Genomic DNA, 26,699 nt, shown 5'->3' on the forward strand with positions numbered 1-26,699 from the left:
ACTTTAAAAGCGACATGCTCCCTGGAACATGCGCCGCTAGGGGAGTGTATTATCCCGGAATGCTGTTATGAAGTGTTTTTCTCGAATCTGCAAAGTACTCCTTAACCACCTGCTCTACCACATCTTTATCTCCGGAATTTAGCCCTTTCATGATAGCGTGGTGCTTGTCAATAACGGTATGCAGCTTCTGCTCCCCTTTGGAAAAGATCTCTTCCGTGGTTATCAGCATCACGGTCATGACGATCGGTCGGATGCTTTTCCAAAGATGCAAAATGCGGTTATGATCCGCAGCCGCAATGATCGCTTCGTGGAAGGACAGATCCTGGTATGAAAACTCAACGGCATCATGATGTTTCATGGCCAGTTCCATCTTATCCACGATCCGCCGGAGATTTTCAAGCAGTCCACCAACATCCGTCTGTGCCACACGCTGCTGGACAAAACATTCTATTAGGAAGCGAACATCGTACAGCTCTTCTACATCCGTAATATGCAAGCCGATCACAACGGCTCCCATCCGTTCAAGACGTATTAAGCCTTCATTTGATAATGTTTTTAAAGCTTCCCGCACAGGAGAGCGGCTGGTGCCGAACTCTGCAGCAACCCAATTCTCCGAAATGACCTCGCCGGTTTTGATCGTTCCATTGATGATTCGAAGCCTAAGTTCACAAGCAATCGTTTCTCCTAATGAGGCATTCTGCAACCAAGCCGAAGGATACTGCAACATGGGACAACTCTCCTATTTTGATGAGCTCTCACAAAAATCAATCGATTTATCATCCGTTTTTTGATCCATTTTTGTCTAACCCGATTTATATATATGACAATAGAAGTTTATCACATCGATGCAGTGCCGTTCCAACCTTCCGCTTCAAAAATAATCCCTTGGCAAAACGCCCTGTTCGCCGAATTCATTGCGGAGCGCAGCAGCCGCTTTGTCAGGGAAGGTATCCTCTTCCGGCGATTAGAAGCGTAGCAGAGACAATGGCGATAACTTTATGACCACAAGTATACTTGTCGACAACTTAAAAAAGCTATTTCATTTTAATTCATAACCTGACATATGTAAATATGTACTCCTTGTCTGCTATAAGCGCTCTAGAGGAATGATTTCCATTTTCTATCTTTTTCCCAACTGCGATTTCCCCTTTGTATAAGCCTGCTTATTTGCAAAAGATTCCCCTCCAGGGTGAAGTTAATTTGGTATATACTGGTTAACGTACGATTTTTCCAAAAAAGGAGATCATTGAAATGAGAAAATATCTAACCGCCATCTTTTTCGGCCTTCTGCTGTGCGTATCCGCCTGTTACTCCTTCGCAATTGCCTCCTCTGCACCCGCTTTCGCGAAGAGCCCTGTTTCCACTGCCAAGGCACCTGCCGGAGAGCTGCGCGCTGACCAGTTCATGTTTGGATATACGGATCAAACCGGCAAAAAAATTCTGGGACTCATGGGAGACCCCAGCCAAAAGCATCCTAGCCCTAAAACGCTAACCTCAGTACTGTATGCACCCGGCAAGCAATTCAGCGTAACCTATGTCAAACATCAAGCAAGCACCCGCAAAAGCAACGGCAGCCAAAGTGCCCATAATTTTATCAACGACGAGGGTGAGTTGTACAGACTGACTTATGCCTCCAACAAGCTCAATGTCAACGAAAGCGTTCTGCTCATGACGAAAAAAGCTTTCGAGGGGCATACGCTCCTCTCGTTCCAATCGGTTCAGAAAGGTAAGTTCAGTCCAACAACCATCCATGCAATTGAGAAAGCCAAGAATCGTAAAGTCGCCAGTCAAGGCCTGATCGCCACCACCGATAAAGGTACCCAAATCGGCCTTGTGAAATTTGCCCAGGGAAACGGCAAACCGCTTGCCAGTCTGGTTCTTGTCGATAAAAGCGGCATGGTATTTGAGGATTTCATTGGCAACAATGACTCCCAGTCCACATGGCGCGTGGATGACGGCGGCGAAATCAGTGCAGAATATTTTAACCTTCTGTTTGCTTCCTACAGCAAGGCAGGTTATGCCCTCGGCGTGGAGTGGTACGGCGCAGAAGGCTCCAACCTTTCCGTCATTCAGCAGAAAGGCGCCAAGTTTCGGGTCGTGACGGAAACCGGCCGTTATCAGGTCTACTAATCCATTTTCATAGGCTCCATCAATTGAACCTTTGAAGCACAAAAAGGGCTGCCCCAACCATAGGAGCAGCCTTGTGATACAAAGAGTTGAAATATACGGTTTACGCTGCGCTTCGGCGCGAAATAGAGAACAATGCAGCCCAGATCAGTATGAAGCCGCAAGCCTGCGCAATGGTTACCATCTCGTTGAATACGATCCAGTTAATGAGTACGCCCACCATCGGGAAGCTTAGCTCCGCGAGTGTGGCTACTGAAGCTTTGGTCGTTGTCAGACCTTTATAATATACGAGCAGACTGAACAGTCCAGGCAGAAGCGCCTGCCCCAGCAGGTTGAGAGATACGGCCGCTAGCGGTCCCGCACCTGTCGGAATCTGCCAAGGATCGCCCTGATTGATCGTAATTCCGATCAGCAGCGGCAGAGCCAGAATAAACCGCAGGGATGTTACAGTCTCGTATTCCATTTTACCGACCATCAAGCGGCCCATAACGGTCGAACCGCCCCAGAGAGCCGCAGCGCCCAGGGAGAGCAGGCTTCCGACTTTGACAAAATCATTCATATGGCCAAAAGGAAAGGTAAATCCGAAAGTCAGCAGGTACGTACCCGCCAAAGCCAGAACCAGCAGCCCGCCGAACTGCTTCGGAAGCTTTTCCTTCAGCAGCATGCGCGCCATGATAATCGCGAAAATCGGCTGCAGCTTTTGCAGCAGCAGTACGGCATTCAAATTACCGTGAGTCAACCCTAAGGTAAAGAGTATCGTGGCAATAGCCGAGCCGCCCCAGGACAGGAATAGCAGCGCGCCGATATGGCGCAGCTTGAGGCCTTTCATTTCGGAACGGTGTTTCCAAAGAACCGGGAAGACAAATAAAGCAATCACGATATGCTCCAGTAATACAATTTGCGTCGGCGTAATATGCTCCCGAAGCAAAATAATCCGGAAGAGCGGATCCGCTCCCCATAATGCCGCGCCCAGAACCACCAGCCAAAAGCCTGTTCTCGGTCGTTCCGCCTGCTTGCGCGCGGCAGGATTCAGCTTGATCTTGCTGCCTACGTTTTCCATTTTCTTGATCCCCTTGCCTGAATACGGAGTCAACATTGGAAAACCCCCGTTCATCGACTTTAATCGACACAACGGGGGCTGATCAAATAAGCTTGCCGAAATTGTAAAAATTTCGAACAAACCTATTTCTTTGATCTTCTCCCATCCGGACTTTACCGTCGGCCCTGGAATCTCACCAGGTCAGTCGCTGCTTCAATACTTCAAAACAGCGAGTCGCGGGCTTGACGTCTGTCTGCAAGAGTTGCAAAGGACGTTCACCGCCGGTCAGGAATTTCACCTTACCCCGAAGATCCATATTCATTTTTTTAGTATTTGGTAAACAGATCATACCATGATTTCAGATCATCGTATGTTAAAGCCATCACATTGGTTACTTACGATAGTATAGCACATATCTCAGTCACCGTGTCGGATTTTTTAATAAGGATTTTTTTCCACCTTATCAAAAGTTTCAATGGATTATTTTTGCTGCAGCAAAGCCAGAATAACCACAACGGACTCCGCGCGCGTCGCGTGGGCGCTTGGCGCAAACAAATTGCCGTTTCTTCCGTTCATGATCCCTTTCTTCGCTGCCTCCGCAGCATAGGGTTTGGCCCAGGCAGGGATTTGGCTGTTGTCCGCAAACTTGAGGCTCGCAGACTCTAGCGGAACCGCCACCCCGTTCAACGAACGAATCCCCATCGCTGCCATTTCGGCACGGGTAATGAGCTTATTGGGTTCAAACATGCCATTCGTATATCCGTTCATGATGTTCCTGCTGACCGCCTCTTCCACATACGGCAGCGCCCAGGCCGGAATCTGCTTCGCGTCCGCAAACTGTAACGGCTGATGGCTGCCTACATCGCTTCCTATGGCCCGGATCAACATGGCTGCAAATTCGGCGCGTGTCACTTCCTTGTTCGGCATAAAAGTGCCATTGGCATACCCGGTAATCCAACCCTGCTGCAAGGCTTGAAGGATCGCTGCATTCGCCCAGTGGCCTGCGATATCTTTCAAGGCGACTTCCGTGGATATCGCCCCATCCTCGACGGTAAGCGCAGCTTTGGCGAGGGTTCCCCCGGCATTCAGCTTGGAATCGACCAGCTTGACGTCATGAAGCGACAGCTGAGCCGCGCCGCTCTGCACCCGTTTGAAGTTGACGACAGCCAGCCGCTGCGTTCCGTTATCTCCCGCGATTTTGCCTACCTTGGTATGAGCGATCCGGACATCGCCGTTACTAACGATCGGATCGATAGAGAAGCCGGTGCTTCCTGAAGAGGCGTTTTGGTAGACAAGTTTCTGCGCGTCATATTTCAGTATAAAGTCGTATGCATATAAATCTTTGAGCTGATCACCGGTTACCACGACCGTAATCTCGCTTCCGCTGGCACTTGCTTTCAGGGAAATGGAAGGACTTGTTGAGTCCGCAGCCCAAGCTTGCGTTTCGGAAGCAAACGAAGCACCCCAACCAAGCATGATCACAATTCCGATTATAGCGGCTAATTTTTTCACGAATGCTTCCATCCTTTCAGACTGCAAATCGCAGGAAACAGCCTCAGGCTGCGTCCTGCGATTCGTTTTTTCATAACGGTTTACGTTTTGGCGTTATTTGGTGTACCAGTCCCCGATAATCATCTGGGCTACTGCAGCCAGGGCGCGGATCGAAATTTCACCCTCGCTGAAGATATCAGCCTGTGCCACGCGGCTCCAGTTGCTATCTGTCGATTTGATGCCGAAGTATTTGGCCATGATGGACAAGTCCTGAACGGAGATCTTGCCTGCGCCCGGCACCAGCGTAATCAGCTTGGTTTGGAAGGTTGCCACGGCGCTATTCAGCGCAGTGACCGCGGCATCCACCTGAGACTGGGTAGCGGAAGCACTATTTTTCACCGCTGTGGCCGACTGAATTGCAGACAACAACGTGGTTTTGGCAGCAGCCGGATATTGCCCGACCCTGTCACCGGTTCCAGCCCGGTCATAGATACCTTGTGCAGAAGCAATCGTTGAGGTCAGCGCCGTTTTGTCCGCAGGGACAGATGGCACCGGAATCACCGCATTTTTAAAGGTATTCACTGCGCTGGTCAAAGCTGCCAGAGCCGAATTGAGCTGTTCTTGGGTGGCTGATGCATTGTTATAGACAACGTTTGCTGCTTGAATGGCAGCCAGCAGGTCGGACTTCGCGACAGCCGGATATTGTCCGGGCTCCGTTCCGGTCACGGCTTCATCGGCCAGCTTCTGCGCATTCTGAATGGCTGCCAGAAGGGCGCTGCGGTCAGCCGTCGTCACCTGAATGCGAGCTTGAGCCGTGCCAGTAGCGATTTCCTGGGAAGGGCTATCCGAAGAGACCGTAAACGAAATCACGGATACGTTCGCGCTTCCGGAAGCATCCAGTTTCAATTTGCCATGCAGCTTGAACAGCTCACCGCTGTCTTTGACGGCATGTGCTTCTCCGGTGCTCGCCATCAGCAGGCGAATCTGGCCTTCCGACGGCTTGATGCCGGCAGCGAGCAGGCTAAGCCCCTCTCTGGAAGACGTGACGGCATTCTCTGCAAGAACCAGATTCCCATCCTGATTCGTTTGTGTATCAAACGTCATTTGGGATGGATCATATTGTATGGTGACGTCCATCGCCGTAAAGCTGTAGGTCAGCTTGCTGACGCCGACGGCCAGGTCAACGGATGAATCGGCAACAGCGGATGCCGGACCTGTCAGCGTTGCCGAATTTTCGGTTTCGCCTCCTGGTGCGGCCGTCACGTTAATCGTGACATTCAAGACGTCGCTGCCGCCTTTTCCGTCCTCCGCTTTAAAGGAAGCCATATAGCTCCCTTCGACTTGCGGCGTCCATGAGAAGCTGTGGAGAACCGGATCGAAGGCTGCTCCATCCGGCAGCGTTACCGCAGAGTATATCAGAGAATCTTGATCCGCATCGGCAGCATTAACCGTAAAAGTTACGGCAGAACCAGCTTGTACCGTTTGGGGAGCAACCGCATCAAAGACAGGCGGATGATTCTCCGTTCCGGATCCTGCCTGGCGGATATCGCTCAGGTTCAGCAGCTTGAGCTGAAAAGCATTTTTGAATATGGAAGAAATACCGGTAATGTCTACCGCCGTTCCTTCAGGGAACGACTGCTTTAATGTGTCCGTGTTGATGCCTGTACGGCTGTCCACGCGGACATGGTTGGTCGTGTTTCCGTTCACCAGATCAAATTCAAGCGAACCCGTTACGATCGCATAATTCTTGACGGTCACATTCTTCAGCGTAATCAGTTGCCCTTGATTGCCGTCGTTTACGGAATCTTGAACAAGGGGCGTAGGAGCCGGGATATTCGCTTGGTCATCCAGTTTGGTGAACTGAACGTCATTCATCAGCTCGACTTCGGAGTTGTAGATCGTTTTCTGTGCTGTCAGTTTAATTTTATCCCCGACATGATAGCCTGTGGCTTTGCCAGGATACACATAAACGCCGGCCGTGCCGTCCTGCAGGTAAAAACCATTTCCGCCGAACACACCGGGTTCGGAAGTAACGACGCCTTGAACCGTCACGTATGTGTTATCGGCAACCGTCCTGGCACTGCCGATCGTGGTCAAATCAGGAATGGTGACAACAGGTCCGCTTTGGCCGGATCCATAGGATCCGGCTTTATAGGTGGATGGGTCATACCATTTATAGCCTGCTGCCGGAGTGGTCCATGGCTCCGTCCCGGGAATTTCGGCCGAAGTCGCCGGCTCCTCGAGCGCTCCAAGCAGTGGAGTCGGCGAGTCCAACGTGATGCCCTTGTTTTCGAAAGTCGCGTAATCTTCGTGAACAGCAAGCCATTCGACGGTTTGAACGAGGAATACGGCATCTTGTCCTTCGTCTTTAAATCCGTCAAAAGTCGTTTTCTTGCCTCCGTTATCTTCGCGAACATAGGCAGGACTCGAATCTTCAACTGGAGAGGAGTCTCCGATGAATGCCGCTTTGCCTTTTTCCAGTTTGGAAATCGCCGCATAAGGTCCCTCGTCTACTCCACCGTTTTTATAGACGCCGCCGTTCGGAAAGTTTTTCTTATCGCTGTTTTCGACGGCGTTGCTCCAACCGGGAACATTTTTCGGAAGATACACGACGCCTTTGACCCGTTTAGGATCCAAAACGACGAGTGTCGAGCCGCTGTGCATTTCAACATCATTAACGCCTGCCGTGATGCCGAAGGTTTGATCGTATTTCACGGTATCCGTTTTGGTCACATCACCAACGGAGTTATAACGGAAACGAATTCCGAAGTTTTGGCCGAGCCAATCCGTGCTGGTCACGTCCTTCATTGCACCGGATGCCGCCTCGGCCGTCGACATACCTTTGGCCGGATCACCGAAAGCTCCGCGGCGGTAACCGTTCATGACCTCCGAGGAATCCCAGCGGTTCAGGTTCCGGTCGGAGTTGTAATGGTCCGAGATAAAGAAGATGCTGCCGCCTTCCTTCACGTATTGCAGCATCGCATCCTGTTCGGAAGCTTTGAAAGGGATGTTGGCCTCGCCGATGATAAACACATCGTACTGCTTCAGCTTACTGAGCGTAATGGTTGGAGAATCATAAGATTGTGCGTTCATCGGAAGCGTTCTTTGCAGTGCGTCCACCTGGAAGTTTGCTTTTTTCAGGCCATCCGCAAAATCGGAGAAAGCACCGTCAATAACCCAGTCAGCCGCGCCGGCGGTTTGTCCATGGGTCTCATCGAAGAGCACCTTTTTACCGGTTCCGTCCGGAAGCGTGGTCGGTACGCCGATATTTTCGCTGCCCGGATCGGCAGGGTTCGGCGTGCCGCCACCTCCGCCGGTGCCCGGATCTCCGCCGCCGGATTCACCAGATACGGACATCGCCGTTGGAGTCTTGATTCCGGACATGCTGCTGTATGCAGTCAATGTTCCTGTGACCTGAAGCTTTTTACCCAGATTACCAGGTACCGTCTTCAGTCCTATGGAAGGCCGAAAGGAAGCCGATACTTGAACATCGATAAGCTTGTCTTTGCTCGTTTCGCCAGGTGAGTCTGCGATCAGCACATTAAGGTCGTCCTGAAATCCGGAGAAGATCAGCTTGGAATTATAGACCTCACCAACAATATAACCTTCGACTGTAGCGTTCTCTCCGCTGTTGTTCTTGGCAAGGGCCTGGGCCACGGTAAGTACGGATGAAGCAGCATGTGCCGGCACATATCCAAGTACGCTGGATAATATCAACATGAGTGCAAATAAGGAACCTGCAAGCTTCCTGTTTCGGACTTTCAAATGATAAGGTATGTTCATTCTTTTTCTTTTCCTCCTCCATTTTCTATTTCAATCTAGATCCCCTTAAAGGTAGCATCCTTTTATTATTACAATTAGCTGAATCTGTAAAATTTTAATTCTTATAACACTTTCATAAGACCGCCTCCAGCACTATGGTAGTAGGATTTTATAATAGATAATGGGATCGAATAAGCGCCTTAATCCTTATATTTGTAAAAAAAATACAGAGGTCTCAGGTCATCCTGAGCCTCTGCTTTTTGGGCAGTAATATGGGATATGCTAACTATTGCATATCTGAAAACAAGTCCACTCTGTCAATTCTTGTATATTAATGTGGATATACTTTTTCTCCAAAAATAACGGCATTCTCCGCCTTCTGTACACTCAGGTTAAGTCTGAACAAACCGTATCCCTGTTCGTTGACACGCTCCGTATAATCGATGCGCGGACAACTACCGATATATTTCACCGCATCCGGCGAGGAAGGGAATGTGACATTCACCGGATGGGCAATAGGAACGAAGCTCCAATTTTTGTGCACTCTTCCCTCAAGGTACCCCTGCTCGGCAATATAATCAATGAGCACCTGGCGGTTCTCATCCGCGGAATCGAGCACCAATTCCGCCTCGCGGAGCCCCGGAAAATTACCTCCGCCAAATACCCTGTAATTACTCGACACCAGAATGAATTCCTGATCCGGATCAACCGGCCTGCCTTGATACTGCAAATTCGCAATTCGGCCTGCACAAGGGTTATGCAAGGACCCGTCCGGCTTGTATCTTGCAGGCTGGGTAACATCCACTTGATACGTGATGCCGCCGATCACATCAAAATTAAAAACGGCAAACAGCGGATTCAGCAGCGGCTGCTCTCCGGCTTCCGCTGGATCAATTTGGTTATAGATGCCGGCAGCCATTTCAAGCCATTCCTTCACGCCGACTCCGGTCATTTTTACGCCCTTGACCGTGTTATCGAACAAATACAGCTCCGTTGCGCTCTTGATGGCGACCGGCCCCGCCGGAATATCCGCGTAATCGTTGGGTCCGTTCCGTCCCGCCTTAAACGGCGATCCGACCGAGAGGACGGGAAGATGCCGCAAATGCGGCGCATATGAGGCGATCCAGCTTCGGGCATATGCACACTGTGCCTGGTTCAGAAGCTGAAGGGAGGCCTCCTCTTGAACGAGGGAAAAATAGCTGTGCAAAGGCGCTTCAACCCGGCCAATGGGAGCGTTCGCGTACATAACCGTATTCTGGTGCACCTCTCTCAGCAGCCTGGTGATTTCCAGGTCCGGTTCCGCAAGCTCGAGGCCATGAAGCCGGTCATACACTTCACGTACCATGGACCGTCCATGAACCACCTGCCAGTTTCCGTCCACCTGCTGCAGCGATAGATCAATGATGCCAAGCTGCGCTCCGCCGTAACCGGCTTGCACGGCGGGCAATCCATTAATGGTTCCGTCGCCCAGTTCGATAGCTGGCACAGGAGCACCTTGCTCCCCTTTGAAGGATGAATTTAACGAATGGAAATCCGGGACGGGAAAAATTTTATGTGTATGGGAAAATGCGATGGCATCTATGCCCGGTACCAGGCTGAGCGGCAGAACCGCGTTCTCCGCATTGCAGTCCATAAGGGAGACATCAGCGTCAAACCCCGTATGGGCAAGGGCAATGATGACATCCGCCCCCTCTTCCCTCATTCGCGGGATCCATTCCAGTGCGGACAGAACCATATCCTTCACTTGAATTCTGCCATTCAGATGGGCCGCGTCCCAATCCAGTATTTGCGGAGGAACCAGGCCAATGCAGCCGATACGAACGTTATGCCGCTCTCCCCGGCTGTCCAGGCAGCTTTTATTCAAAATGACATAAGGCGTGTAGCGGTTCACGGCACAGGCACTTCCGCTTACCTGTTCATGAACATATACATTCGCGTTCACATAAGGAAAATCCGCACCGGCGATTACCTGATCCAAATAATCCAATCCGTAATTAAACTCATGGTTACCGAATGTTGCCGCATCATACCCCATCGCATTCATGACTGCAATCGCCGGGTGAACGAAAGGCTCAGCTTCTGAAAAAATGGAGGAGTCAATACGGGCGGCAAACGTCCCGAGCGGCGTGCCTTGGATCAAATCCCCATTATCGACGAGAACCGCATTCTCGACTTCCGCCCTTGCCTGCTTCACCAGCGAGGCTGTGCGGCAAAGTCCCAGGGAAGGATCCCGCCGGTCCCGGTAGTAATCGTAATCCATCAGACAGGCATGCACATCCGTCGTTGACATGATCCGCAGCTTCATGGTTGGCTCAGCATCGGTTTGCATGTTCGATTCATGTTCATTTTGAATGCCGTTCACCGTTAACCACTCCCTTTTAAAAATATCAAAAATAAAATTCTCAGGAACACACACCTTGGTATCGCAAGGTAAACTTTCGCTTAGATGACATTGATTAAGGTCATTATACCGCCCAAACGTTAAGCGGAAGTAAAATCCTTCAAATCGCTTTTCTTCCATATATAGGGATTATTCTCTTGAATCTGACCCGAATCCACCAAGGTAGAAAACAGCCGCAATTTTAACATACATTCAACAAAAACAACCCTTTCCGTTGACCCTTGTCTTTCGGGCCTATGTTACGCTCGTTCCTGTCAGGCAAGATGCTCTGACCCAAAAAAGAAAAGTACGTGGAGGGGACCATCATGTTTAAAAAAGTACTGACCATCAGCATGACGCTGGCGCTCGCTGCCAGTCTAGCAGCATGCGGATCCAAAAATGCAGCCACAAGCAGCGGGGACACCGCATCCGGCACCGCAGAAGCAGCATCTTCGGCTTATGTACCGAAAGTGCTTAACGTTCAGTTTGTACCATCCCAGAATGCAGATACGCTTGAAGCCAAAACAAAGCCGCTTGAAAAACTCCTCGGCGACAAGCTTGGCATTCCTGTTCACGTGACCGTCTCCCCGGACTATAACACCATCGTAGAAGCCATGGCTTCCAAGCAAGTCGACGTTGGCTTCCTGCCGCCGAATGCTTACGTTCTGGCTCATGACAAGAAAAAAGCGGCCGATCTGCTGCTGCAAGCACAGCGCTACGGGGTGAAGGATGAAACCGGAGAAGATACGACAGACAAAGTCGATTTCTACAAAGCGATGGTCGTGGTAAAAAAGGACTCTCCGATCCAAAGCCTGAAAGACTTGAAAGGCAAGAAAATCGGCTGGCAGAACGTCACTTCTTCCGCAGGCTACGTCTTCCCGGCCGCTGAGCTGAAAAAAGAAGGCATCGACCCGGACAAGGACGTACAAGGCGTAACAATCAAAGGCCATGACGCCGCCATTATGGCACTGCTGAACGGTCAGGTTGATGCGGTTGCCGTTTTCCAAGATGCCCGCAATACCGTGAAAAAGGACGTTCCCGACGTATTTGAAAAAACACGCGTGATCCACTATACCGCTAAAATCCCGAATGACACGGTCAGCGTACGCAATGACATGGATCAAAGCTGGAGAGACAAGATCAGCCAAGCCTTCATTGATATCACCAATGATGCGGAAGGCGCGCAAATCATTAAAGACATTTACACGCATGTAGGTTATGTGGCCGGTGACGACAAAAATTTCGAACCCGTCCGTGAATATGCAGAAGCTGTAGGCCAAGAGATCAAGTAGTAATGGAATCCTGACCATCCATGCAATAACCAGGGCAGCACCGTCCATGATGTTTTATGGCGGTGTTGTTTCCCATTACGGACAATGCGGAAAATCTTCCCTTTCGAAACCCACTACAGAAAGTTGGTCCTTTCATGATTGAATTCGATAAAGTATCCAAAGTCTATCCTAATGGAACGGTCGGCCTGCGCAATATCAATCTCACCATCAACGAAGGAGAACTTGTCGTCATCGTTGGTCTCTCGGGTGCTGGAAAATCCACTTTTTTGCGAAGCATCAACCGCCTAACCGACATATCAACCGGAGAAATCCGGGTTAACGGCAACTCGGTGACCCATGCTTCCGGCAGCCAGCTCCGCCATATCCGGCGTGATATCGGCATGATCTTTCAGAGCTTTAATCTCATCAAACGATCTACCGTGATGCGCAATGTCCTGTCCGGCCGTGTCGGTTACCACTCCACGCTCCGTACGATGCTGGGCTGGTTTCCGAAGGAAGATGTGGACCTGTCCCTGGACGCGCTGCAGCGTGTAAATATCCGTGAAAAAGCCTACATCCGTGCCGATCAGTTGTCCGGAGGACAGCAGCAGCGTGTGTCGATTGCCCGTGCTTTGGCGCAGGAAGCCAGGGTCATTTTGGCTGATGAGCCTGTCGCTTCCCTTGACCCGCTGACCACACGGCAAGTCATGGACGATTTGAAGCGGATCAACCGGGATATGAATATCACTACCGTGATTAATCTGCATTTTATCGATTTGGCACGTGAATACGCGACGCGGATCATTGGTCTGCGCGCCGGGGAAGTCGTGTTCGACGGAACGCCCGCGGAAGCAACCGACGAAGCCTTTGCCGAAATCTACGGCCGTCCCGTGCTTCAGGATGAGCTGCTGGGAGGGGCATGATGAAAACCCCTGTTTCCACCTCCGCAACGCTGAAAGCGGCGGCTCCTGATCTCATTCCGCCGCGAAAATATAAGCAGTATGCCGGTTGGCTGGTTCTTATCGCCGTGCTGATCGCATGTTCGATCCGGACGGAAGTGACCCCTTACCAGCTCATCACCGGGCTGCCGCAGATGGGTAGTCTGCTGCGCGAAATGTTCCCGCCGGACTGGAGCTACTTGTCCACGATTTGGGGACCGATGATGGAAACGGTTCAGATCGCCATTCTTGGCACGACACTGGGGGGACTGCTAGCCATCCCTGTTGCGCTGCTGTGCGCCTCCAATCTGGCGATAAGCCGCTATGTGTCACTGCCCGCAAGAATGATATTGAACTTGATCCGAACCATTCCCGACCTGCTGTTCGCCGCCATTTTCGTCGCCGTATTCGGCATCGGACCATTTGCCGGCATGCTGGCACTTGTCTTTTTCTCGTTCGGCATTATCGCCAAGCTGACCTTCGAGGCCATCGAGGCGATTGATCCCGGACCGCTTGAAGCCATGACCGCCGTCGGAGCAAACCGGATGCAGCTCATTATGTTTGGCGTCGTACCGCAGGCTTTGCCTTATTTCATGTCTTATCTGCTCTATACCTTCGAAGTCAACGTACGGGCTGCCGCTGTCCTCGGACTTGTCGGCGCGGGCGGCATCGGACTCCTGCTGGACCGCGCGCTCGGACTGTTCCGCTATGACCGGGCTTCGGTCATCATTTTGTTGACACTCGTCATCGTGCTGGTCATCGATTACGGAAGCACGATCATCCGGAGGAAACTGCTATGAAAAATATGACGTCCCCCCTGTCCGGAAAACCGTCCGGCTCGGTGATTGGCTCACGTATACGTTTTGCGCTCATTACCTTATTCATCATTGCCGTTTATTATTGGTCCGTTCAGGGCATGCAGTTCGAAGGTATTCAGGGGACAGCCGGCACAGTCTCCAGGTCCATTCTGCAAGGCTTTCTGCATCCCGACTGGTCCTTCGTTTACATTGCGGAAGGCGAAGATTTGCTTCGCGGGCTGCTGGATACGCTGGTCATCTCCATCTTGGGCACGGTGGTCGCCGCCGTGGTCTGCATTCCGTTTGCCTTCTGGGCATCGACCAATATGAGCCGCCAGCTCGCCGTATCGGGCAGCGGCAAAATCGTGCTGAGCGTCATCCGCGTATTTCCGGAGATCATCGTCGCGATCCTGTTCATCAAAGCAGTTGGCCCCGGATCTTTCGCGGGTGTGCTCGCGCTTGGCATCCACTCGGTTGGCATGCTCGGCAAGTTGTATGCCGAGACGATCGAGAGCATCGACCGGGGACCCCAAGAGGCGTTGATCGCCAGCGGAGCGAATCGGCTGCAGGTGCTGCGCTACGCGGTATTGCCGCAAGTCATTCCTCAGTTCCTTTCCTACTCGCTATACCGGTTTGAGATTAACATCCGTTCCGCGACCACACTGGGTCTGGTCGGAGCCGGAGGCATCGGCACGCCGCTGATCTTCGCGCTTCAAGTCCGCAACTGGAACCGGGTCGGCATTATTTTGCTGGGCATTATCGTGCTGATTATTTTGACCGATCTGGTGTCCGGATGGGTGCGGAGACGAATTATTTAGTAGGCTCTCCATTCAAAATATCCTCTGCGTCTGTACTGCATCTCCCGCCAGACATTCTGTGCGCATGAACATACAAAAAGGACTGCTCCCAAGGTTTCCCCCTGGCGGAACAGTCCTTTTGCATTTTAAATAAAGTTTCTTCAGCAGTCCCGGCTGGAAGCCGTGATTCACGTGCCTAAATATGTTTTGCAAACCGTCATTCCCCTTCCTGAAGGCTTGGCATTTCAAAGAAAAAGAGCCGAAGGAAAATCCCTCAGCTCATGTTCTTCCCGTAATAGATTTCGTCCATTTCCTGCGTGATCCGTTCCGTGATCTCCTCCTGCTCCTCTTCGCTCAACTTATCCTTCGTATACCCGAAAAGGTAGTTGTCGAGGTCGAATTCCCTGAGTTTGCATTTGGTATGAAAAATATGTTCCTGATATACGTTCACGTCAATCATGTCGTACATCCCCTTCACCTTATCCGGGATGTAGTTCTGGATCGAATTGATATCGTGGTCGATAAACAGCTTGTGTCCGTTGATATCCCGCGTAAACCCGCGCACCCGGTAATCGATCGTCATGATGTCCGTATCAAAGGAATGGATAAGGTAATTGAGTGCCTTAAGCGGGGAAATTTCCCCGCACGTGGACACGTCGATGTCCGCCCGGAAGGTGCTGATGCCTTCGTCCGGATGAAACTCGGGATACGTGTGCACCGTGATATGGCTTTTGTCCAAAGCCATGACGACCGAGTCCGGAAGCGGGCCCGGCGATTCCGTATAAGATTCCTTCGGTACCTCGACTACAGGCCCTTCCGATACAAGAATCGTTACGCTTGCTCCCTGCGGCACGTAATCCTGCTTGGCTATATTAAGCACATGTGCGCCGATAATATCCGATACATGTTTCAGAATGGCTGTCAGCCTGTCTGCATTATATTGTTCATCAATGTATTCCAGATAAGCCTCGCGTTCTTCCTTGGTCCGGGTATAGCAGATATCGTACATATTAAAAGCCAAAGATTTCGTAAGATTGTTGAAGCCATGCAGCTTCACATGCTGTTCAGGCGTTATTTTCATCCTTCCTTCACCTCGCTGTGTCTCTTATTCACTGCCTAATATTCCCTTCTGGATGCCGGCTAATCCGTCACGCAGTGACTTTCTGGTTTATTTAAACCTTATACCCAATTCCCATCTGAAAAAATCAGCCTATGGCACACGATGCTGCATGTCGCTCATATATGCTGGAAAATGCTCCTCCTAGAATGGCTATAGGGATCATGCTTCTACGGCGTCAAAAGAAAAGCCCGAATGAACCACTGGGGTTCATCCGGGCTTGCCTGATCATCTCAATTCGTTTCGATCACAAATTCACGATATTTCTCATAGTCCATCTGTCTGCATTCCAGCGTAAGCCGGGTGCCTTCATTTTCATATTCCGTTTCCAAAATATCCGCTTGCTCGTTCAGGTACGACACCACCTGTCCCCGGTCGTATGGAATCAGCATCTGGCACTGGACGTAATCCTTGAAAATAAAGCCCCTGATCAGGGTTACCAGCTCATCGATGCCGATGCGTGGTTTAGCCGCCAGATAAATACTGTTCTGCTGGACCTCAGGGATGGTGTGTCCCGCCAGATCGCATTTGTTATAAGCAAAAAGAGTAGGAATGTCCGTTACGCCAATATCCTTTAGCGTATTTTCGGTAATTTGAATCAACTGGCCGTATTTCTCATTGGCATAATCGACCACATGGATCAGCAGATCCGCTTCGGCTACTTCTTCCAGCGTGGAGCGGAAGGCTTTGACCAGATGATGAGGAAGCTTGCTGACAAAGCCTACGGTATCGGTAAGAAGGAAGCTCTTGTTGTCTTCCAGCTGAATGTTCCGCACTGAGGTTTCCAGCGTGGCGAACAGCATATCCTTTTCAAATACCGATTTCTCGCCGCTTCCGCCTGCTCCTCCGAACTTTTCGATCATGGCATTCATGATCGTCGATTTACCGGCGTTGGTATACCCCACCAGCGAGACCACCGGCAAAGCATTCTTCTTACGCTGCTTTCGCTGCGTCTGGCGCTGGAATACCAGCGACTCCAGCTCCTTGTTCAGCGCAGTAATTTTCTCCTCGATCCGGCGGCGATCCAGTTCCAGCCTGGTTTCGCCGGCTCCCTTATTCTTCGTTCCGACACCACCGCTTTGGCGTCCCAGCGATTCGCGCAGTCCGATCAGGCGAGGCAGCATGTATTGCAGCTGGGCCACTTCTACCTGAAGCTGGGCTTCACGGGTCTTCGCGCGCTTCTCAAAAATATCCAGAATGAGAATCGTCCGGTCAATGACCTTGCAATCCAAATCGGATTCCAGATTGCGAAGCTGCGATGGCGAGAGCTCATCGTTGAAGATAATCAGATTAGCCTCGAGCCCTTGATACAAACCGGAGAGCTCACCCACTTTGCCTGTTCCGATGTAATGCGATTTATTGACCCGTTCCATGTTCTGCGTGAGCTGCCCAACCACTTCCACGCCGCAGGCCTCTGCCAGGTTGCCGAGCTCCTCCATGGAATAATCAAAATCCTGCTGATGATTCAAGTTAACGCCGACAATCACGGCGCGTTGCTCAAGTATATCGAGTTGTTCAGGTTGTTTCATATCTATCCCTCCAGATATCATTGTTTACTTAGAAATGCAAAAAAACCGCAGGTCTCTGCCTGTGGTCGGAGCGAACGGAAAATAAAAAGCTGCCGCAGTAAGGCTCCACTCTGAACAAATAGGTGGAGAGTCACGCGCACTATTTTGGCATGGCGTCTAGACGCAGCTTCAATTAAAGCCGCGGAAGATATCCGAAAACAGCAAAGGAGGGGCCAAAAGCCACTCCCGCTGCAACCCTGCGCGCCTTACGCCTAATGGCATCCGCGGCACGCATGTGTATATATTGGGTTCATCCGAAGATAAGCATACCAATCCCGTTCGCCCTGCACAGCATGCAGAGCCTTTGAGCACTATTCAATTAGCGGCACAAAGTGAAGAAACGGAATTTAATATTGATCATCTTCACGAACCCTCCGATCATTCTAATTGTTTCCATCGTAGCACAAATATTTCGGTTTCACAACATTTCCCATGGTTCGAAGATGTATTAAAAAACACAGCCGCTTATCAAAGCAACTGTGTCTTGATTCATTTCATCATGAGATGCGTTGGATTTACGGATCGGTTAATTTGCTAACCGTAGTGCGGTTGCGGCCGTCTTTCTTGGACTGATATAAAGCTTCGTCTGCTTTTTTGACCAGCTGTTTCACGGAGCGACCGTGCACCGGAAAAGCCGCAATGCCGGCCGACAGCGTAATCGCGGCACCCGTCGGGCTTTTCGTTACAGCCAGCTGCTCTCGCAGTCGGTCTGCTATATCCTTGGCTCTGCCAAGGCCGCAATGCTTGACGAGGATGCCGAATTCTTCTCCGCCGTACCGAAAACACAAATCATCTTCTGTGGACATCAGCTGCATGATGCGTGCCAGATAGCGTAGCACATCATCCCCCACCACATGACCGTAAGTGTCATTCACATGCTTGAAGTGGTCGATATCGATCAGGATCAGCGCAAACGGAATGTTGCTTTCGACCCATCCGGCCATCATGCCGTCAAAGGCTCTGCGATTCGCTAGACCGGTCAATTCATCGATTTTTACTTCATTGCGCAGATGCGTCAAATCCTGATTCATATTCTGAAGTGCAATTTTCACGCTTTGTGAGAGCAGTCTGACTTCATAATAATAAGAGCGAATATCCGGAATATTCTCAGCAGGCACGGGCCGGAGCGTGGCTTCATCCGAGAACTGGGCCAGCGTATGGAGCGGCTTGGCAATCCGGTTCGCAATCCACCACCCAAGCAGCAAGATCAGGAGCAGGAAGGGAAGCGACACCAGCAGCATTCTTTTGACCAGATTATAGAGAGGCTTGTCAATCACTTCCGCCGGAGTCTGGGAGATGATCCCCCAGGAGCTGCTCGGCTCGTAGGCATATCCCGCCAGAAAGCGGTTGCCTTCCGAATTCGTCACCCTCTGCGATCCGCTTTGGCCCTGTATTACCTTCCCGACCACGTCATTTTGCACGACCGATTGCCCAATCCGTTTTTGATTCGGATGAAATATCAGATCTCCGCTTTTTTCCACGACAAAAACATACGAACCGTCGCCGAAAAAATGCTCTTTCAGCATGTTGCTCAGCACATTTTTTTCTTCAAGATAGATCGTTCCGCCCACAAAACCTTTGTAATGGCCGCTTTTATCGATAATTGGAGCGGAAACCAGTATAATTAAACGCCCGGTGGTTGCTCGGTAAGGCTCCGAAATGAAAGGTTTTTTCGTATCTACAGCCATTTTGCTTTGCTCTGAAGTCAGCTTGTCGCCAATGGAAATGCCAACGGTACGCGGACTGAGCGCACGAATAATCCGGTTGTTATCAGCAACAACGATCGAATTAAAATATTGCGTATTCTCCTGAAACAAATCATCGAATAACTGAATATCCATCACGTCTTCACGTTCGGAAATCTTGGCGATCGCCCGGATATTCTCCTGCATCGTAATCAGAAGTTCATTGGTATTGGAAGCCAGCTTCTTTGCATAGGACTCATTTTTGTTCAAATAATTGCTTATCAAGGAGGCCCGGTTAACCTGCACAGCAGAGGTGATGCTTGTCAGCATAGTCAGCAAAATCGCCGTGATGACGAGTAAACTGATGGTAAACCGGAGTGTAAATCCCTTTTTGATAAAGTATTTCAAAATTGCATCCCGCCTGCGTAAAATATATGGAAGATGATGTAACTTCATGCCATCTACTCATTATACATCAGAGCTGAGGACACGAATATATCATAGATGATAAAATCTGTGCCGATATAAAAATATTTAACGGCATTAAAGGCAGACTTTAAAAAAGGCTTTAGCCGTACGCGTCGTTTGGCTTGCCACTTCCTCTGCGTCCTTTCCCATGCAAGAGGCGATGACATGAACAATATGCGTCAAAAAGGCAGGCTCGTTCCGGCCGCTTTTTGGCTTGGGCCGCATGTCCCGCGGAGTAAGATAAGGTGCATCCGTTTCGATCATGAGGCGATTCAGCGGAATATCCTTCACGAGTTCGCGCAAATGCTGCCCGCGCCGTTCGTCGCAAATCCAGCCGGTGATGCCGATGTGAAAACCCATGTCGAGATAAGCGTGAAGCTCGTCGCCCGATCCTGTAAAGCAATGAACGACCGATCTGGATATCATCCCTGGATGCTCTTGCATGATGCTGGCGAAATCGGCATGCGCATCCCGCTCATGCAAGAACAGCGGCAAATCCAGCTCCTCTGCAAGCTTAATCTGCTCCCGAAACCAATGACGCTGTACATCCCGCGGCGAAAAGTCCCGGTTGTAGTCCAGTCCGCACTCCCCAATAGCTACCACCTGCGGCAGCGCAGCAAGCTCCCTCAATCTGTCCAGGGTATCCGCAGTACACGCCTTCACATCATGCGGATGCACTCCTGCGGTTGAGTACAGCTTGCCGGGGAATTGTTCCGCATATTTCATGGCTTCCCTGCTGCTCTCCACGCTCGTGCCGGTAATGATCAGAGGCGACACGCCTTCAGCTTCGGCCCGGTTCAGCACCTCCTCCCGGTCCTTGTCAAATGAACGATTGGTCAAGTTAACTCCGATATCTATGATTTTAGGAAGCATCATACTGCCCCTTTCTTGTACATAGTCTGCATCGAAAAAACCGCAGCCTTCCGGCATGCGGTTCTTCTATGGCTCATGGGTTACAGAATAACATACTGGAACAGTCTAAGCCAAACTTATCGGTACTACAATGCGGCATAAGGAGCAGAGGATGCGGCTTCCGGCCTGATTGCTCACCGGGTACTGCGGACCTGCCATGCTGCCCGATTCCAGCCTCATGCTTTACACCTCCTCTTCCTTCATCGCGTTCTATCGCATGTACCGGTTATTTATGCCGATTCCTTCATCTTCCAAAGGTTTTCTAATTACTTAAGGTATAGTATACTGAAGTTACAGGAACACTTGTTCCTAATTAGGAGGTATTATCCATGCCCAAGAAGATCTATGAATCATCAACCACCAAACAAACGCTGAATCGGGTCAAAGCGGAAAGCATGCCCTTTGACTGGTCCATTAACCCATACCGCGGCTGTGCTCACGGCTGCAGCTTTTGTTACGCGAGAGCATTTCAATCCTTTATCGGCCGGGAAGCGGACGATGAATTTCAAAACCGCATCCTGCTCAAGACAAACGCGGCTGAAGCGCTTGAATCCCAGCTGTCGCGCATGGCCAAACGGTTCGATTACGACATCGGCCAACTGCGGGATCATGTAGGACTCGTCACTTTAGGAACGGCGACCGATCCATACCAACCGATCGAGATGAAGTCGAAGATTACGCGGGGATGCCTGGAGGTGCTTGCGAAATACCGGATTCGCACAACCATTACCACTCGTTCCCCGTTGATCCTGCGCGATCTGGATCTGCTGAGCCAGATGGACATTACTTCGGTCAACATCAGCTTGAATTCTCTGGATCCCGCCATCATCCGCATGATGGAACCTGGAGCTCCTTTACCTTATAAAAGACTGGAGGCGGTTCAAAAACTGTCGTCCGGCGGTGTGCGTACCGGCCTGTTTATCGCTCCTATCCTTCCCTTTTTGACTGATTCTAGGGAGAGTTTAGAAGAGTTAATGAACGCTGCCAAAAATCATCGCGCTTCATTTGCGATGACATCCCTACTTCGGCTCACCCCGGACGTAAAGGCATGGTTCATGCATTCGCTCGCGCAGCATCATCCGGAGCTGGTACCGAAGTACAGAAGGCTGTTTCACGGAGCCTATCCCGATAACGCCTATACCGACCGTATCAAGGCCCTTACCAGAGAATTGAAGCAGAAGCTTCAACTGAGCGGAGAAGTACCGGAGGACAGCGTACGTGACTGTAAATCGGATGCACATGCAGAATCCGCTAACTCGCCTAAACCTAACATGCCGCTTCCCGCTCCCGAGGTGGAGCAGCTGAGCTTTTCATTCTGAGACTCTATTTCATCATCTCCAGCAAACGGTCTAGCTCTGTTTGCTGGTATCGCGCCAAACCGCCGTTCGAAGAGCCGACGTACAGCTCTCCTCCGCTCATATTTAGAAGGCCTTCTATGCCTCTCCGGTAGTGAGCTTCGCTGAAGTCGAGCAGATTGTCACGTATTCTGCCCAATAAGCCGCCGTCCTCCTTGCGCAGCACCAGCATATCCGAACCATAGCCAATCACCACGGTCTTGGATAGCACGGCATAACGGCTTTTAGCCATTTCATCAAGCGTATAAGGACTAGACGATTGGGTGGTCGTAACGGGCATCTGCCAGAGTACGTTTCCTGTCGAACGGTCGACGGCTGCCGGCAATCCGTTTAATACCACATACAGCCGGGTGGAATCGAAAGCGCCGCTTACCGCTTTTCCATGTAAAGTCCAAATTACGCGTTGTTCGAAAACATCGTACAAGGACGTTTCCTTGATGTTAGAAGCGTCAAAGTATTCAGAACCGCCTGACCGCTGCACCAGTATATAGCGCTGCTCATTGGTTGTTTCAAATCGCTCCTGCTCGCTCCATGGATATTGGGCCAACACCCGGCCACTCTCCGTGTCGAGGAGCATCCATGCATTGCCGATCAGGAACCAGCGGCTGGATTGCCAAGGCTCCAGCGGTAAGTGGATCGTCCCGTAACTGTAATAGGGATGCGTTTGGGGATCTTGATTCAGATCTCCCCGTCCGGATACGCTCCATACTTTTGTACCGTCCTTCGGGTCCAGCGCCTTCAGCGTCAAACCCTCCTGGATTAGAATATAAGGGTCTTCCGAATCCGTACGGAGTATTTGCTGATTCCCCCTTAGGGATTGATTCCACAGCTGTTTACCCGTCGCACGGTCCAGAACGGTTAGCACTCCGGATGCCTGAGCCGAGTCTGCCACCTGATGCAAGAGAATGACGTCCTTGGCGGCGTACATCTGCAGTTGATGACCTTCGGGCAGCAGCTTTTCCCATAGCAGCTTCCCATCCTTCAAGTTTAACTCCCGGACATGATGCTCATAAATATTCTTCTTGGCGTCGTACTCGGTATATATGGCTGCCGTATCGCTTGATTCATCCAGAAAAGCATCCAGCATGCCAAAGCCCGCGTCGATCTGCCACAACTTGCGGCCTGAAGCCCGGTCCACCGCGTAGATGGATGAGTCATGATGCATGCCGCTGAATCCGCCGTCGTCCCCATTTAGCAGCAGGACCTCATTCGTTGCGCCGATCAGATAGGAATAATTCAGATCCCCTTGATTTCGCCAAACAGGCTTCGCGTTTAACGTGAGCCCAGCAGGCATGGATCGGAAATCATATGTCAATGTATAATTGTCACCCGAATACACGTTCATTTGCAGCATTCTGTCTGCCGGGAGAATCCATTTCCAAGCCTCTAGCTTGCCTTCCTTGGAGAAGCTTACCGTGAACTGAGCAAGCTGGCGTTCATAACGCCATGTGGTTCCCATCCGCATCGGGTCGCCCAGCTCTGCCAGATTGGCCGAATGCTCCGTAGCATCCGGTGTTCCGAGAAGCTTTTGAACACGCGCCTGATCCTCGCCTTTTTGAAGCCATATCTCCGTCATATTTCTGGCAAGCTCTGTAGGTACGTCGGAATCTTTACTCAGCACACCCGCTGGTATCATCGTCATGGAGCTGATGCTTGCACTGCTGACCCAGAACAGGACAGGTCTGTACACTGTGCCGCCTGACATCCAAGTCTGCGGGCTGATCAGCACCCCGGTCCAATCCTTCCACTTCGCAAGGGCTACCAGCTTCCCTCCTGGTTGAGGAGGCGCCCATTTCAAAGCACTTCCCGGGGCAAGGGACAGCTTGGCATTCGGATTCAAGGTGACATAGGCAGGCTCTGTTTCCGCAATGGCCTTGGCTGCAGCCGTGGTGTACCAAAGCGGAATCCACCTGCCGTCCTCACTATCTGAAGCAACCAGCCCCAAGTCTCCATTCACGGGCTTCGCTTTAACCGTTTCACCTATACTGCCGTAGTCCGCTGCCTTGAAATCCGCCCAAGCGGAGGATGCCGTAAGCCGAGTTGGAAAATATGGTGTTCGGTAATGAAAAACGAACTTGCTTGCAGCCTGCACCGGTTTTGATGCTGAGGGTTGCGAAGATAAGGCTGTTCCGGTGGCAGCAGGCAGAATCAGGATCAGCAGCATGCAGGAGACCAACATTAGAACTGCTGCACTCGTCTTTGACTTCAGCGGCTTCATTCGCTTCAGAACCCACCTTTCATGAATTCGAATTCAAGGCTTTTAGGTATATGGACGGTTAATTTTGGAAAATGTTCCGCTTCGCAAAAAAATAAGAAGCCCCATCTTAAAGATGTGAGCTTCTGTTCAGCTTCCCGTTCTTCAAATCCAGCGAGGCGATCACTTCCATCACCGTCTGCGTCTTGATCGGCTTGCTGATATACTCATCCATTCCCGCTGCCAGGCAACTCTCCCGGTCACCCTTCAGCGCGTTGGCGGTCACGGCGACGATAGCCGGGCAGCGCTCTTCAGGAAGCGTCCTCCGGATCGCCCGGGTCGCTTCGAAACCGTTCAATCCAGGCATTTGAATATCCATAAAAATAAGATCATAATAACCTTCCTGCGCTGCTTGAACCACATCTTTCCCGTTGGTAACAATGGTTGTCCGGTGACCTTGGTTCTCAAGCATCTTCCGGAGTACAATCTGATTGACCAGATTATCTTCAGCAATCAGAATATCCAAAGAAGAGGGACCCGATTCCTCATGATCCTCGAATCGATCTTCGGGATATGACCAGTTTTCCCTTGTCACCACTACCGTGAATACAAACGTGGCACCGGGTAGATCTTTCGGTTCCACCCATATTTGTCCCCCCATTAACTCAACAAGCTTTTTCGTGATTGCCAATCCGAGACCCGTTCCCTCATGATTTCGCGTCATGAAATTATTGACTTGCGAAAACGGCTCAAAAATATAGTCCACCTTGGAAGCAGGAATGCCGATTCCGGTATCCTTGACTTTAAACTCTAATTTGATTGTCCGCTTATCCTCAGAAAGCTTCCGTACTTGGGTAGTAATTCCGCCAGCAAACGTGAATTTCACTGCGTTGCCGATCAGATTCATCAGAATCTGCTTTAGGCGCTTCGCATCCCCGATCATCATCATAGGAACGTTATCGTCTATCTCAAAATTCATGTTCAGTTTCTTCTCATGGATTCTGGCGGACAACACATCAAAAGTCTCTTCAACACATTTTCTGACATCGAACAGCTCTTCCTGCAGCTCGGTTTTGCCAGACTCCACCTTGGAAAAATCCAGAATATCGTTAATGATGGCAAGAAGCGTCTCACCGCTTTGGCGGATAATTTTCACGTATTCGCTCTGCTCGTCATCCAGCTCCGTGGTCGTCTCGAGCAAATCGGTCATGCCAATGACGCCATTCATGGGAGTTCGGATTTCATGGCTCATCACGGCCAGGAATTCGCTTTTGGCCCTATTGGTATTCTCTGCGGATTCCTTGGCTACCAGCAGCTGCTTCTGCTCGGTTACATCCTTGGCAATGATATAAAAGCCTACGTTTTTGCCATTCACATAGATCGGCGCAATGGATGTTAGCACGTCTACCGCATGTCCGTCTTTATGATATATTTTATCGATATTCTTCTCGATCGAAGGATTCGTCAAGGATTCCATTAATAATTTCCGTTGGTTCTCCTCGCCTATGAAACGGGAAATCGGCTGTCCCGCCATTTGATTCACGCAGCAGCCGGTCATTTTCTCAGCCATCGTGTTGACGTTAATGATGTTCCCTTCCAGACCGAGGGAAATGACCGCATCATGATTATATCTTTTTAATGACGTATAGCGCTCCACCGACTCCTGCAGCTTCGACTCAGCCAATTTATTTTTGGTAATATCATTGATCTGGATAATATAAGACTGCGGATTCCCTTCCGGATCAAGCATGACCGAAGCAAATACGGACGCCCATACGATATCCCCATTTTTGCTGATATACCGCGTTTCCGTTTCAACGGTACCACCCGACCTGTTCTTCAGCTTGGTTTGGTAAAGCATGATATTGCGCTCCAAATCATCGGGGTGAATGAGATCCTGAAACCTTTGTTCCATCAATTCACTTTCAGAATAACCCATAATTCGGCAGATTGCCGGATTCCCCCTCAGCCAATCACCGTCAAGTGAAAGCATCGCGATTCCAAAAGGAGCAGCATTGTACACTTCCCGGAAAAATGCATCTGCTTTTATGGTACTCATTACGCGCCTCCGTCCGCTAAGTATTGATTATCGTAAGTCCAAATCTATTTATTATTCATCGAAAGGTTACAGATTTTAATATGTATAACATACGATAACTTGAAAATGAACGCAAAGACAGTTTTAACATTCATTAAACCGGATCCGGAACATAGAATCAGCCTTTCGCCGTAAAGAGAAATATTTCGACATCATTCTTTGAAAATATCAAAAGACTGGCGAATACAAAAAAGGAAGGGCTACCCCTTCCTTCGCTGCTATATTGGACGACTACCCGTTACTCTGGCTGAATAAAAAATGGAAGCTTCTCCACTCCAACCATCCGGAGGTAAATAAACATCTGGCCTTTATGATGTACCTCATGATCTTTGCACAACTGCAAAAGGCTTTCGCCGGTCACTTTTTTACGATTGAACTCAACCAAACCGGTAAGTTGTTCCGGGGTTAAAGACAATATCTCCGCTTTGGATTTAGCTGTGTACTCCCCCAAGATGCGGCGGACGTCGCCCATATCGGCAAATTCCGGTTTGGCGGGCAGCGCGAATGTTCCGGTGGTCACCAGATTGAGGAACATATCCATCGATGTGGCAATATGAACGACAAGCTCGCCTAAGGACATCGCTCCCTCCCAAGGTTTGAAATGAATATGCTCATCCTTCGCCAGTTCCGTGAGTTGAATCCATATTTCGCGATGCTGGGCCAACTTGGTCCAAATTTCTTCATTCTTATTCATCATTCT

The 26,699-nt window shown here is 50.4% G+C and carries 18 protein-coding genes and 1 riboswitch; of the genes, 6 read left to right on the forward strand and 12 right to left on the reverse strand.

All coding sequences use genetic code 11. The annotated features are described in order from the left end of the window. Positions 1-49: 49 nt before the first annotated feature. On the reverse strand, positions 50-724 hold the full coding sequence (locus tag GRF59_RS25685) for a GntR family transcriptional regulator (protein ID WP_160500638.1): 675 nt from the start codon (positions 722-724) through the stop codon (positions 50-52). A gap of 527 nt (positions 725-1,251) precedes the next feature. On the opposite strand from GRF59_RS25685, the gene GRF59_RS25690 reads away from it, so the two are divergent. Then, on the forward strand, positions 1,252-2,130 hold the full coding sequence (locus GRF59_RS25690; RefSeq protein ID WP_160500576.1) for a hypothetical protein: 879 nt from the start codon (positions 1,252-1,254) through the stop codon (positions 2,128-2,130). Positions 2,131-2,230: 100 nt separating this feature from the next. Here the strand turns inward: GRF59_RS25690 and GRF59_RS25695 are convergent, their stop codons facing one another. The 4 genes from GRF59_RS25695 to GRF59_RS25710 all read right to left on the reverse strand — a co-directional run bounded on the left by GRF59_RS25695 (position 2,231) and on the right by GRF59_RS25710 (position 10,781). Then, complete coding sequence (locus tag GRF59_RS25695) at positions 2,231-3,187, reverse strand: DMT family transporter (RefSeq protein WP_160500639.1); 957 nt, start codon at positions 3,185-3,187, stop codon at positions 2,231-2,233. Between the two features lie 129 nt (positions 3,188-3,316). Then, positions 3,317-3,482: riboswitch (FMN riboswitch) on the reverse strand. A 164-nt stretch (positions 3,483-3,646) separates the two neighbouring features. Further along, positions 3,647-4,678: an S-layer homology domain-containing protein gene (locus GRF59_RS25700; RefSeq protein WP_160500577.1), complete on the reverse strand. Its 1,032-nt coding sequence runs from the start codon at positions 4,676-4,678 to the stop codon at positions 3,647-3,649. Between the two features lie 93 nt (positions 4,679-4,771). Next, a complete protein-coding gene (locus GRF59_RS25705; protein ID WP_160500578.1) occupies positions 4,772-8,440 on the reverse strand; it encodes a DUF6359 domain-containing protein in 3,669 nt (1,222 codons plus the stop codon). A 310-nt stretch (positions 8,441-8,750) separates the two neighbouring features. Next, on the reverse strand, positions 8,751-10,781 hold the full coding sequence (locus tag GRF59_RS25710; RefSeq protein WP_341480143.1) for a bifunctional 2',3'-cyclic-nucleotide 2'-phosphodiesterase/3'-nucleotidase: 2,031 nt from the start codon (positions 10,779-10,781) through the stop codon (positions 8,751-8,753). 344 nt (positions 10,782-11,125) lie between these two features. On the opposite strand from GRF59_RS25710, the gene GRF59_RS25715 reads away from it, so the two are divergent. The 4 genes from GRF59_RS25715 to phnE (GRF59_RS25730) all read left to right on the forward strand — a co-directional run bounded on the left by GRF59_RS25715 (position 11,126) and on the right by phnE (GRF59_RS25730) (position 14,623). Further along, entirely contained in the window at positions 11,126-12,091 is a 966-nt protein-coding gene (locus GRF59_RS25715; RefSeq protein WP_160500579.1) for a phosphate/phosphite/phosphonate ABC transporter substrate-binding protein, read from the forward strand. Positions 12,092-12,225: 134 nt separating this feature from the next. After that, the gene (gene phnC, locus GRF59_RS25720; RefSeq protein WP_160500580.1) at positions 12,226-12,993 is read left to right on the forward strand and encodes a phosphonate ABC transporter ATP-binding protein; all 768 of its coding nucleotides are present in this window, start codon (positions 12,226-12,228) and stop codon (positions 12,991-12,993) included. Continuing rightward, positions 12,993-13,808, forward strand: coding sequence for a phosphonate ABC transporter, permease protein PhnE (gene phnE / locus GRF59_RS25725; protein WP_160500581.1), 816 nt, complete (start codon positions 12,993-12,995; stop codon positions 13,806-13,808). Before phnC ends, phnE (GRF59_RS25725) begins: the two co-directional genes overlap by 1 nt. Next, complete coding sequence (gene phnE, locus GRF59_RS25730; protein ID WP_423802983.1) at positions 13,805-14,623, forward strand: phosphonate ABC transporter, permease protein PhnE; 819 nt, start codon at positions 13,805-13,807, stop codon at positions 14,621-14,623. Before phnE (GRF59_RS25725) ends, phnE (GRF59_RS25730) begins: the two co-directional genes overlap by 4 nt. 253 nt (positions 14,624-14,876) lie before the next feature. On the opposite strand, the gene speD is transcribed toward phnE (GRF59_RS25730), so the two are convergent. From speD to GRF59_RS25750, 4 genes are all read right to left on the reverse strand, one after another. After that, a complete protein-coding gene (gene speD, locus GRF59_RS25735) occupies positions 14,877-15,683 on the reverse strand; it encodes an adenosylmethionine decarboxylase (RefSeq protein ID WP_160500582.1) in 807 nt (268 codons plus the stop codon). 269 nt (positions 15,684-15,952) lie between these two features. Beyond that, the gene (hflX, locus tag GRF59_RS25740) at positions 15,953-17,248 is read right to left on the reverse strand and encodes a GTPase HflX (RefSeq protein WP_160500583.1); all 1,296 of its coding nucleotides are present in this window, start codon (positions 17,246-17,248) and stop codon (positions 15,953-15,955) included. Positions 17,249-17,802: 554 nt separating this feature from the next. After that, positions 17,803-19,380 carry a sensor domain-containing diguanylate cyclase gene (locus tag GRF59_RS25745; protein ID WP_237392046.1) on the reverse strand — a complete coding sequence of 526 codons (1,578 nt, stop codon included), beginning with the start codon at positions 19,378-19,380 and terminating at the stop codon, positions 17,803-17,805. 135 nt (positions 19,381-19,515) lie between these two features. After that, positions 19,516-20,313, reverse strand: a complete 798-nt coding sequence (locus GRF59_RS25750; protein WP_423802984.1) for a TatD family hydrolase — start codon at positions 20,311-20,313, stop codon at positions 19,516-19,518. 368 nt (positions 20,314-20,681) lie between these two features. Here GRF59_RS25750 and GRF59_RS25755 point away from each other — a divergent pair, with 368 nt between their 5' ends. Continuing rightward, entirely contained in the window at positions 20,682-21,671 is a 990-nt protein-coding gene (locus GRF59_RS25755; protein WP_160500586.1) for an SPL family radical SAM protein, read from the forward strand. Positions 21,672-21,675: 4 nt separating this feature from the next. On the opposite strand, the gene GRF59_RS25760 is transcribed toward GRF59_RS25755, so the two are convergent. From GRF59_RS25760 to GRF59_RS25770, 3 genes are all read right to left on the reverse strand, one after another. Beyond that, positions 21,676-23,925, reverse strand: a complete 2,250-nt coding sequence (locus GRF59_RS25760; RefSeq protein WP_160500587.1) for an outer membrane protein assembly factor BamB family protein — start codon at positions 23,923-23,925, stop codon at positions 21,676-21,678. Positions 23,926-24,031: 106 nt separating this feature from the next. Next, entirely contained in the window at positions 24,032-25,960 is a 1,929-nt protein-coding gene (locus GRF59_RS25765; protein WP_160500588.1) for a PAS domain S-box protein, read from the reverse strand. Positions 25,961-26,237: 277 nt separating this feature from the next. Further along, entirely contained in the window at positions 26,238-26,693 is a 456-nt protein-coding gene (locus GRF59_RS25770) for a DinB family protein (protein WP_160500589.1), read from the reverse strand. Positions 26,694-26,699: the final 6 nt, after the last annotated feature.

It is taken from the genome of Paenibacillus dendrobii (assembly GCF_009807035.1).
In the GTDB taxonomy this organism is placed as follows: Bacteria; Bacillota; Bacilli; order Paenibacillales; family Paenibacillaceae; genus Paenibacillus_AQ; species Paenibacillus_AQ dendrobii.